Raw genomic sequence first — 10,222 nt, forward strand, 5'->3', positions numbered from 1 at the left:
TGGATTTCAGTCAATCGGCGGAAAAAATACCCTAAATGTGACGAGTGTGGGTGTTAATAATTTTTAACTCATTTAATGTGATCCAAACTAAGCGTTGTCAGCGGGGGCTGAACGGTGAAATGGAAAATTGCGGTAACAGGGCTTGTCGGGGTGATCGCCGGTGTGTATCTGATGAACCTGAACACGACGGGTACCACACCCAAAGTCAGTATTTATGACACGCCGTTGTCTTCCGCTGAGGTGGTTTATGATGATGTAAAACACATCCTGGACTCCCGCTGCGTGGTTTGCCATGCCTGTTATGACGCACCCTGTCAGTTAAAGTTCGGGGCTTTTGAAGGGATTGCCAGAGGCGCGTCCAAAAAGCCGGTTTACAAGGGCGACCGGCTGCTTGCAGATAACCTCAGCCGCTTGTTCATTGACGCCGATTCCGTCAGTGAATGGCGTCACAAAGACTTTTTCCCGGTGTTAAACGAGGGCGACAGGACGCCCGAACAGAACCTGAGTAACAGTCTGCTGGTGAAACTGCTCAACCAGAAACAGGCATTTCCACTGGATGAGGGCAAAAAACTCAGCGCCAGCTTTGATTTGGATATTAATCGTGAGTGGCAGTGTGCCACGCTGGACGAATACGATGATTACCTCGCGGCATACCCGCAATGGGGCATGCCTTATGCGTTACCGGCACTGTCGTCTGATGAACATGCCGCACTGGTCGACTGGGTGGCCCATGGCGCGGCCACAACGCCGGAGTCACCTGTGCCGGTTGCAGATAAGAAAGCCATAGCAGAGTGGGAAGCCTTTCTGAATCAGGATGGCCTGAAGCATCAGCTCGCTGCGCGATATCTGTATGAACATTTTTTTATTGCGCACATTTATTTTGGTGAAGCAAACGGACAGCAGCCTGCGTTTTACCGGCTTTTCCGGTCAGCAACACCGCCTGGCGAGCCGGTAGATATTATTGCCAGCCGGCGCCCGTTTAGCGACCCTGGTGTCGAACGGGTGTACTACCGGTTTGTTTCGGTACGTGAAACCCTGGTGGATAAAAACCATATGCCATTTCGTTTTGATACCGCGCGTCGCGCGCAATATCAGGCGTGGTTTATCGACGCACCGTATGAGGTTGATAGCCTGCCTGGCTATAAGCCGGAGGTCGCGTCGAATCCCTTTATTACCTTCGAGGCCATTCCTATCGGTGCCCGTTACCGGTTTATGCTAAGCGAAGCGCAATACACCATTATGCAGTTTATCAAAGGGCCGGTATGCCGCGGACAGATTGCACTGAATGTCATTAACGATCATTTCTGGGTGTTTTTTGCTGAGCCGTCACTGGAAATTCTCGAACATGAAGCGGCGTTCATGAGTATGGCCCGTGACAAAATTACGCTGCCGGCGGAGGCTGAAAGTAACGCGTTACCCACCAACTGGATTGCGTACGCGGAACAGGAAAAACGCTACGCCAAAGCCCGCACGAAATACCTGAATGACACCCTGAATAAATCGTTACCCCTCGACTTGTCACTGGTTTGGGATGGTGACGGACAGAATGACAATGTGGCGCTGACGGTCTTTCGTCATTTTGATGCCGCCTCCGTGGTGAAAGGATTGGTGGGGGACAAACCGCAAACCGCCTGGATCATCACTTACCCTTTGTTCGAGCGGATCCACTATCTGCTGGTGGCCGGATACGATGTTTACGGAAACGTCGGGCATCAGTTGAACAGTCGCATGTATATGGACTTTTTACGCATGGAGGGCGAGTTCAACTTCCTGTCGTTATTACCCAAAAATACCCGTAACAGCGTGTGGGATGAATGGTATCGGGGCATAGTTAGCCCGGTTGAGGAATATGTCGCGTCAGCCAATCTGCTCAGCGGGGATACGGCGGTTTCCTATACCACTGACGACCCGCTGAATGAACTCTACGCCCGTCTGTCAACACATGTTTCTGCGGCCCGAAGTCATGCTCATGATATTGAACGCGGCTTTACAACACCTGCGTTCCTGGAGGCTGCCCACAGTCTGAATACACTGCAGGGGAAACAGGTGTCGCTGCTGCCCCAGGCCAGTTTTGTCAGAGTTACCGATGACGTATCAGGGGAGATGCATTTTTATACGCTGCTCAGAAACAATGCGTACAGCAATATTTCCCATATCATTGCGGAAGATGCCCGGCGGTTGCCGGATGAAGACACCCTGACACTCGGTTACGGGTTTATCAGCTCGCACCCCAATGCGTTTTTCGATGTCAGTGTGCAGCAGTTTGAGGCTTTCGCGCAGCAGATAACTCGGCTTACCAACCAGGCTGATATTGATGCGCTGGCAGACCGGTTTGGTGTTCGGCGTACCTCAGACAGATTCTGGGAATACAGCGACGCCTTACATGACTACTACCGGACACGAGCGCCGGTAAAATTTGGGTACTTTGACTTTAACCGGTTGGAAAACCTGTAACGGGCATCAGCCAGACCTACGGTGGTGACGCGCTGGCGTCGTCGGGGCGGACGATGAAAAATGACGCGCTTTCGGGGCACAATGGACAAATTCGGGAAACCAATAGTCAGCAATAAAGGATAATAATTGGACTGTTGTGGTCAGCTTAGGCTTACTACACGGCATGGCCTGTTGAACCTTTACATTAGGAGGAGACATGAGCGCAGTCCAGATGTCTGATACCGAAGAACTGACAATGTTCAGGGACATGGTGTTGCGATTCCTTGAGCAGGAAATACTGCCACACTATGAACAGTGGGAACATGACCATCACACCCCCCGTGAGGTATGGAACACCATGGGCAGTGCCGGCATGCTGCTGGTCGATATGCCCGAGGAATATGGTGCCGCCGGGGCCGGGTTTGACGTGTGTCAGATGATCCAGGAAGAAATGTGCCGGCTGGGTCTGCACAGTCTGGCAACGGGCTACAATATTCATGCAAATATTGTCGCACCTTACATTCTTAACATCGGAACCGAGGCACAAAGAGCCCACTGGCTGCCTAAAATGGTTACCGGCGAAGTGCTGACTGCACTGGCCATGACCGAGCCCGACGCTGGCAGCGACGTCGCTGGTATGAAAACACAGGCGGTGCGCGATGGCGACGAGTACATCCTGAACGGCTCCAAGGTGTTTATTACCAATGGCAATCAGGCCGATATGATCATTGTCTGTGCCAAGACAGACACCAAAGCGGGTGCCAAAGGCATCTCGCTGTTTATGGTTGACACCAGCCTGCCGGGCTTTTCAACCGGTAAACCTATTCGCAAAATCGGTCAGCACAGTAGTGACACCGCTGAACTGTTTTTCAATAACATGCGCATTCCCGCTGACGCGCTCCTCGGAGAAGAGGGCAAAGGTTTTGTGTACCTGATGCAGGAGCTGCCACGCGAGCGTCTGGGCTGTGCGGTTCAGGCGATCGGGCATGCACAGGGAGCACTGGATCTGACAGTAGACTATGTGACCCAGCGTAAGGCATTTGGACAGACCGTTGGTCAGTTCCAGAATACGCGCTTTAAACTGGCCGAATGTCAGACCCAGCTTGAGCTGTGCCGGGCGCTGATGGAAAAGCACATGGACAAATTCAGCCGCAATGAAATGACGGTCAACGATGCCGCAATGCTAAAACTGGCAGCTACGGAAATGCAGCTGACGATGGTCAATGAATGTCTGCAGTTGTTTGGTGGCTACGGGTATACCGATGAGTATCCGATTTCACGGTTCTATCGTGACGCCAGGGTTCAGACCATTTATGCAGGCAGTTCGGAAATTATGAAAGAAGTGGTCGCCAGGGGCATACTGGGTCGCTGATGCGCAACCTGCTGCATTGCCGCTATTAAAGCTGGTTCACGTGCACCGTATAATCTGCGGTGTACGTGGCGCCGGCGCCTAAGTCTGACTGTATGGTCAGCACGCCATAAATATCTATCACCAGTTCATTACCGCCGCCTTTGGTATCAATGATCACTGACTGACCGTCGGTGATGACTGCTCGCCCCCCTTTGCCGCCTGATACCTCCGCGGTAGGCACAAAGGTCAGTGACGCATTGCTTGAACCATTAATAATGACTTCTACCTGCGAGTTGCGGAGTATGTCGGTCACGGTGATTTGTCCCATCAGTATATTGGTGTCGGTGGCGTTACAATCGCCTGAAATCGTTCCCCGGCTGTCGAGCACGCAGCTATAGCCCGCCTGACCCGACACTGAACCGAAGTGCAGGGGCACGGTTTGCGTGAGAGAAACGGCAGAAAGCGAAAAACTAAAAAAGGTAAAAAGAACCAGCAGTGAAAGGCGTAATACAGCAACCATGAGTTTATTATTATTGTCGTCCGTGTTTCCTAGGCAAAAGCGTATAGTAATTAATCGACATTGCCAATACTTTGTTAACCTGCACCGAATTTACGCAAATGTGCATGAACTGTCAGTAAAATCAGCCCTTGTCAGTTTTATCATTGGCCTTCCTCATGGCGTACTGCCGCTACCTCACATAAGCGACATAGCAAACCTGTCGGTTTAGGGCTATATCTTGAGGAAACGGATCCGTGTCAGCATCACAAACTGATGGCGACAGGCAGGGGCGAGTGAAACTATTTCAAAATACCTGGCGACTTTTTTTGCTGTTTATCGGCATGCTGGCAATGGTATGCCGGGCAGCACCCTTACCGGATCGTGTCACGATGGCGGTCGACAACTATCTTCCCTATGTGAATTTTGACACCAGGGCAGGGCAGAAGCCAGGCTACATGGTCGCTATAACACAGCGAATCTTTGCCCGGCAGGGTATCAGCCTGCATCTTATCCACGCCCCGTATGCACGGTCGCTGCAGCTTGGTAAGCAGCGTCAGATTGACGGGCTGTTCGCCCAGCGCTATGTCGAAGGCACCTACTATGCACCAACCACCGCGCATGGCATCAGCAGAGTCTGTCTGTATGTGCGCCGTGAGCCCACAGAACTGGCAGGGGTCAGGAAAATCGGACTGAATATGGGGTATGACATCGCCAGTCTCGCCGGTTTTTCCGACGTGCAGAAACTGGTCAGAAAACACCGCAAACAGCTGGTGCGTTTAACCGGTGATGAGCCTGTTAAGCGTTACACCGAGCTGTTGCTGGCAGGTCGTATCGACGGATTTATTGAAAACGACTATGTGGCGAGCTGGTACTTCAGGCGGCTTGCCCAGCCGCCGCTGCCACAGACATGCAGTGTGGGCCAGGCCATGTACATTTTATTTTTCACCACTTCACCCGATGGCAACGCGTTGGCTGGCCTGATTGACGAGGGCATTAAGCAACTGCGCGCGTCAGGAGAGCTTGGCCGGATCCTGGAAGAGTATGGTCTGGAGGACTGGCAGTAATGCCTGGCTAGCTGGAGGCTGGTGCTGACAGGACACATGCAGCCAGCTTTTCGTAATAGGGCATGGCCTTGTCACACACTGCAGTCAGTTCCCCAGACAGCACAGGTAACGGCTTTCGCGGGGTCGCATGCAGGCCATCGCTCTGCCAGACCGACGCATACCAGTGTGACGCCCAGACACCATCAGCCGGATTTCCTCCGGGTGACCAGCGCAGCATGGCAGGGTCGAAGACGATGCCAATGGCTTTGCACAACGCTCGCAGCATCTCTTCAGGGTTGGCAAGGATGTCATCGCTGTCCACCACCACAGGCTGATGCCCCCGCTCAACTACCTTATCAAACAGCCTGGCCTGTTGCACAAAGCCAATATCGTTAAGCGTCGGGTTTTCACGTTTTTGCTGGTAACTGGCAATGACGCGTGCAGGGTGACGCAACAAAAACACGTTAGTTAGTGAGTCCAGCCAGTCAAGCGGTGTGTCTGGCAGCATGTGGTGCGTCATCTGCTTTTGGTAAAATAGTGGCTTATTGTCAGGTATCGGGCCGAGACACTGCGCAATCACCTCGTCATAGTCGGTTGGCTGTGACGCCAGAATGGCGTCCTGCATAGGATGGATTTCACCGCTGTGCTGAAGAAACGCCGCGTAAAAGGGTTCGTCCACTACCGCACAGTCGCGGCGCGCGGCGAATGCATACATCATTGCGGTTGACAGGTTACGTGGGCCGGACCACATCGCGATACGCATTCAGTCCCCCTTATTAATCAGTCGGAAATAGGCGTCACGAATACGTTGTGTGACCGGTCCCGGGTACGACTCGCCAATCTTGCGCCCGTCAATATGTGACACCGGCGTCTGTGCGCCAAAGGTGCCGGTCAGGAACGCTTCATCGGCACCATAGGTGTCTACCAGAGAATAGTTCCGTTCAAAAACAGGAATACCCTCTGCCCGGCATACCTCAATAACCTTCTGGCGGGTAATGCCGTTCATGCAATAGTCGCCGGTGGAGGTCCACACCTCGCCTTTTCTGACAATAAAGAAATTGCAGGCGTTAGTGGTATTCACAAAGCCATGGACATCCAGCATCAGCGCCTCATCGGCACCGGCTTTTTCGGCGGCGATGCAGGCCAGAATGCAGTTCAGTTTGGAATGACTGTTAAGTTTCGGATCCTGTGTCATAGGCAGTCCGCGAAGGTGTGGCACCGTGGCCAGTTTGATGGGCCGGCCGATAGCAGGTTTGGAATGCTCACAAATAATCACCAGTGTAGGCCCCTGGCGCGACAGCGACGGGTGCTGAAACGGCTTGCTTTTGATGCCGCGGGTGAACATCAGTCTGGCATGCACATCGGTATGCATATGATTGGCCTGGCGGGTATCTTCCAGCGCCTGAATGACCTCTGCGCGTGACAGAGTCAGGTCCAGGTCGACCGCTCTGGCTGCTTCAAACAAACGGTCCATATGTTCATCCAGAAAAGCCCATTTGCCGTCATAAAGACGAAGTCCTTCCCAGATACCATCGCCCAGCATGAAGCCGCTGTCATAAACCGACACGACTGCATCCTGCCGCGGGACAATGCGTCCATTAACGTAAATACGGATATGTTCGTTGCGCTCATCATCGGCGGCAGTGTGTGTTGTAACGTCAACCACGGTGAGATCCCTGACAAATGACAGAAAACCAGTGTGACAGCAGGCTGACAAATGCTCAAGTCAGACCGTGGTCAGTCAGCCGTACAAAGGCGACAAATTGTCGCGCGGACATCGCTTTTTATTGCAGCATGGTTATAGTATCCGGCAGTCAGCCAGTCGGGAGGAAAGTACATGGCAAGCGGTGTAGGTGGAAAAACGGCAGAGCAGGCCTTAAATGCCTTATCAGACATGACGGTGGATGCCGTGCCAATACAGCCTGATGAATATCAGGCTCGAATGGAAAAAGCGCAGCGCTACATGCAACAGCATGGCATTGGCGCCTTGTATCTGAATGCCGGGACCAATCTGCAGTATTTCACCGGCATGACCTGGTATGCCAGTGAACGGCTTGTCGGTGCGGTGTTGCCTGCGTCAGGCGAGCCGGTATACGTTGCGCCTGCGTTTGAGACAGGGTCGCTGAACGAACGCAAAGTGATGCCCGGTGACATGGCCGTATGGGAAGAGCACGAAAACCCTTACGCGCTGGCGGCAACGCTGCTTGAGCGCCTTGATACCGGAGGAGGCAGCCAACTGGCGATTGATGAATCTACGCCGTTCTTTGTAGTCGACGGGTTGAGAAAGGCGCTGGGCGACATGCCGTTTATCAATGGCAGCGCGGTGACAGCGCACTGCCGGATGCAAAAATCTGCCACCGAACTGGCGCTAATTCAGCGTGCGATGGACATGACCCTGGAAGTACATAAAGCGGCAGCCAGTATCCTGCATCCGGGGATTACCACCACGCAAGTGACGGCATTTATTGATGAAGCACACCGGCGTGTCGGTGCCAGCGGAAGCTATTTTTGTATTGTGCTGTTTGGCAATGCCACCTCGTATCCACATGGCGTGAAAAATCCGCAAGTGCTTAAGGATAATGATTTGGTGCTGATTGACACAGGCTGTCGGCTGCACGGCTACCTGTCAGATATTACGCGTACCTATTGTTATGGTGAGCCAACGGCGAAACACCGGGCCATATGGAACAGTGAGAAAAAAGCACAACTGGCGGCATTTAATGCTGCGCGCCCGGGCACTGCCTGTGGTGCTGTGGACGCCGCGGCACGGGCGAGTCTGGAAGCCGATGGGCTTGGCCCTGACTACACCTTACCAGGCCTGCCGCACAGAACCGGTCACGGTATCGGTATGGATATTCATGAGTGGCCTTACCTGGTAAAAGATAATCCGCAGCCGCTTGCCGAAGGCATGTGCTTTAGTAACGAACCCATGATTGTGGTGCCGGATGAATTCGGTGTGCGGTTAGAGGATCACTTTTATATCACGGCTGAGGGGGCACGCTGGTTTACCGAGCCGAGTCGCGCCATTGACGACCCGTTCGGAACATAGCAAGCGCCTTTTTAAATAAAAAAGCCCGTAGACCGGCTTTATTTACTTTCGTTTCAGGAAGGGACAGGCGTCGAGCAGTTTTTCAGCATCGAAATGGATGGGACGCCCATCAAAAGTAAATCCTTTCAGCAAGGCCTCTACAGTCAAACCCCGTTTGGCAACGTGATAACGCTTGGCATAGCGGACTTTATCGACAGACAGGAAATAGTCGAAAAACTTGAACTCACCGCCTTTTGGCGTGCCGGAACTCAGCCAGGCATTCGGTATGCCGTACGCGTCCGCAATAATCAGACCGTGAAGTGATGAAGTAACGATGCGCTTACAGGCACGCATCTCATCGATCACTTTCTCGATATCATCAGTGCCCAGATCGATTACCTTTATCCCCGGGCCAGGTTTTACCTTGAGCCACGCTGTTTCTGACCATCGCAGTACTACCCCAATCTCGTGGGTCACCTTCACATCCGGTTTATGCACCAATGGCGCCAGCAAGGCCGGATCACCATAAACTGCGGGACACTCGCCGCCCTGATTTTTAACCAGGCTGCGGGTCAGCGGGCCTCGTACCGCATGATAGGTTGCTTTGCTGCTAATCTGAGCGGCTTGCTCGGTACCAAATGAACCGGTTCCCCAGACAACCGAGCTGTCCTGAACACGTGACAGGATAGAGCCTACAGCAATATATGTTGGCTGCTTGCGTTTGGTCTTCGGTGACTTGGTGCCGATACTGATGAGCTTTGTGGGTTTGCCGGTTAACTTGGTAAACAGCCAGGGAGACAAAAGATCGCCAAAGTTAGGGTTCACTACCCAATAAGTGAGAGGAACTTCCCCGTCTTCAAGCAACAGATTTTCGTCATCTACAACAAACTTATCCAGCACATTCTCACTGGCGTTTTTCTGGCGGCTAAATAAACGTTTAAACATTAACAAACTTCAGATAATGGCAGGTTGGCGCGTGATGCTACCAGAACTGCCACAAAAAAGCAGGCGGATTAACAGAGAGCTGGCAGTACAGCCCGAAAAGCAGTGTCTGTCATATACCTGTGGTATGGTTATAGTGAGGTTGGTTGTTTGATGGAGTGAATCGTTGAAGGGTGATAGCGCGGAGCAAACATGCTGAAGCATTGGGGTAAAATGGTGGTGGCATGTTTGCTGGGCTTTCCGGTGTATTCGCAAACGCTGACATGGGGGTATTTTGATTTCCCGCCCTATTTCAGTGAGGATGCGGTGGGACAGCCTGAAGGAATACTGGCTGAGCTTGTTGCCTGCGTCACAATCGCAGAACACGTGAACGTAGAGGCAAAGTACCTGCCGAACCGTCGCGCAGCCATGATGCTGGCAACAGAAGACATTAATTTTGCTGTTACGATCCCAACCTTTCTGCCTGAACCGGCCAATTACCTGATTAGCCCGGAGCCGGTTGCGCATATTGAACTGATGGCCTACTGGCTGGGTGATAAGCCGGCGGTGACACAGTGGCAGGATTTGCTGAATCAAAAGATCATCACGCTAGCCGGATATAGTTACATGAGCGGGCGTGAATTTCTTAATGCCAACGAACATGCGCTGACCATCATGGCAGAAGTTGAAAATCACGAACGTGGACTGCAATCTTTGCTGAAACAGCGTGGCGACTATTTTATTGGCTATCATGGTCCGGCCCGGCAGGCAATCAACCTGCTTGATATCACCGAGCTGCACTTTAGCCACATGGGCAGCTATCCGGTGCATTTTAACCTTCGAAAATCCACCCCCGATGCACAGCAGATCATGCAGAAACTGATGCGCGGATTTCACCAGTGCGCAGATCGCTTTCCGGCACTGGCTGGCAGGGCTTCTCACTAAGC

Annotated in this window: 9 protein-coding genes; 5 read left to right on the forward strand and 4 right to left on the reverse strand. The window is 52.7% G+C overall.

What is annotated here, in order from left to right; all coding sequences use genetic code 11:
- Positions 1-114 precede the first annotated feature (114 nt).
- Both AB1N33_RS02850 and AB1N33_RS02855 read left to right on the forward strand, forming a co-directional pair.
- Positions 115-2,454, forward strand: a complete 2,340-nt coding sequence (locus tag AB1N33_RS02850; RefSeq protein ID WP_411270027.1) for a fatty acid cis/trans isomerase — start codon at positions 115-117, stop codon at positions 2,452-2,454.
- Positions 2,455-2,650: 196 nt separating this feature from the next.
- The gene (locus AB1N33_RS02855; protein WP_411270028.1) at positions 2,651-3,805 is read left to right on the forward strand and encodes an acyl-CoA dehydrogenase family protein; all 1,155 of its coding nucleotides are present in this window, start codon (positions 2,651-2,653) and stop codon (positions 3,803-3,805) included.
- A gap of 25 nt (positions 3,806-3,830) precedes the next feature.
- On the opposite strand, the gene AB1N33_RS02860 is transcribed toward AB1N33_RS02855, so the two are convergent.
- Positions 3,831-4,304: a hypothetical protein gene (locus AB1N33_RS02860; protein ID WP_411270029.1), complete on the reverse strand. Its 474-nt coding sequence runs from the start codon at positions 4,302-4,304 to the stop codon at positions 3,831-3,833.
- Positions 4,305-4,576: 272 nt separating this feature from the next.
- Between AB1N33_RS02860 and AB1N33_RS02865 the strand changes: the two genes are divergently transcribed.
- Positions 4,577-5,347, forward strand: coding sequence for a substrate-binding periplasmic protein (locus tag AB1N33_RS02865; protein WP_411270030.1), 771 nt, complete (start codon positions 4,577-4,579; stop codon positions 5,345-5,347).
- Positions 5,348-5,354: 7 nt separating this feature from the next.
- On the opposite strand, the gene AB1N33_RS02870 is transcribed toward AB1N33_RS02865, so the two are convergent.
- Both AB1N33_RS02870 and AB1N33_RS02875 read right to left on the reverse strand, forming a co-directional pair.
- Positions 5,355-6,089: a sulfotransferase-like domain-containing protein gene (locus AB1N33_RS02870; RefSeq protein WP_411270031.1), complete on the reverse strand. Its 735-nt coding sequence runs from the start codon at positions 6,087-6,089 to the stop codon at positions 5,355-5,357.
- Entirely contained in the window at positions 6,090-6,992 is a 903-nt protein-coding gene (locus AB1N33_RS02875; protein WP_411270032.1) for a D-amino acid aminotransferase, read from the reverse strand.
- Between the two features lie 171 nt (positions 6,993-7,163).
- On the opposite strand from AB1N33_RS02875, the gene AB1N33_RS02880 reads away from it, so the two are divergent.
- Positions 7,164-8,375 (forward strand): M24 family metallopeptidase, encoded by a 1,212-nt coding sequence (locus tag AB1N33_RS02880; protein ID WP_411270033.1) that lies wholly within the window; start codon positions 7,164-7,166, stop codon positions 8,373-8,375.
- A 42-nt stretch (positions 8,376-8,417) separates the two neighbouring features.
- Here AB1N33_RS02880 and AB1N33_RS02885 read toward each other — a convergent pair whose 3' ends face one another.
- On the reverse strand, positions 8,418-9,299 hold the full coding sequence (locus AB1N33_RS02885; protein WP_411270034.1) for a polysaccharide pyruvyl transferase family protein: 882 nt from the start codon (positions 9,297-9,299) through the stop codon (positions 8,418-8,420).
- A gap of 189 nt (positions 9,300-9,488) precedes the next feature.
- On the opposite strand from AB1N33_RS02885, the gene AB1N33_RS02890 reads away from it, so the two are divergent.
- Positions 9,489-10,220, forward strand: coding sequence for a substrate-binding periplasmic protein (locus tag AB1N33_RS02890; protein WP_411270035.1), 732 nt, complete (start codon positions 9,489-9,491; stop codon positions 10,218-10,220).
- Positions 10,221-10,222 lie beyond the last annotated feature (2 nt).

Source organism: Alteromonas nitratireducens (assembly GCF_040812025.1).
Classification (GTDB): Bacteria; Pseudomonadota; Gammaproteobacteria; order Enterobacterales; family Alteromonadaceae; genus Alteromonas; species Alteromonas nitratireducens.

Coding starts and splice junctions, on each gene's coding strand:
- AB1N33_RS02860 (WP_411270029.1), bottom strand. CDS start 4,304: ATGGTTGCTGTATTACGCCTTTCACTGCTGGTTCTTTTTACCTTTTTT.
- AB1N33_RS02885 (WP_411270034.1), bottom strand. CDS start 9,299: ATGTTTAAACGTTTATTTAGCCGCCAGAAAAACGCCAGTGAGAATGTG.
- AB1N33_RS02855 (WP_411270028.1), top strand. CDS start 2,651: ATGAGCGCAGTCCAGATGTCTGATACCGAAGAACTGACAATGTTCAGG.
- AB1N33_RS02880 (WP_411270033.1), top strand. CDS start 7,164: ATGGCAAGCGGTGTAGGTGGAAAAACGGCAGAGCAGGCCTTAAATGCC.
- AB1N33_RS02870 (WP_411270031.1), bottom strand. CDS start 6,089: ATGCGTATCGCGATGTGGTCCGGCCCACGTAACCTGTCAACCGCAATG.
- AB1N33_RS02890 (WP_411270035.1), top strand. CDS start 9,489: ATGCTGAAGCATTGGGGTAAAATGGTGGTGGCATGTTTGCTGGGCTTT.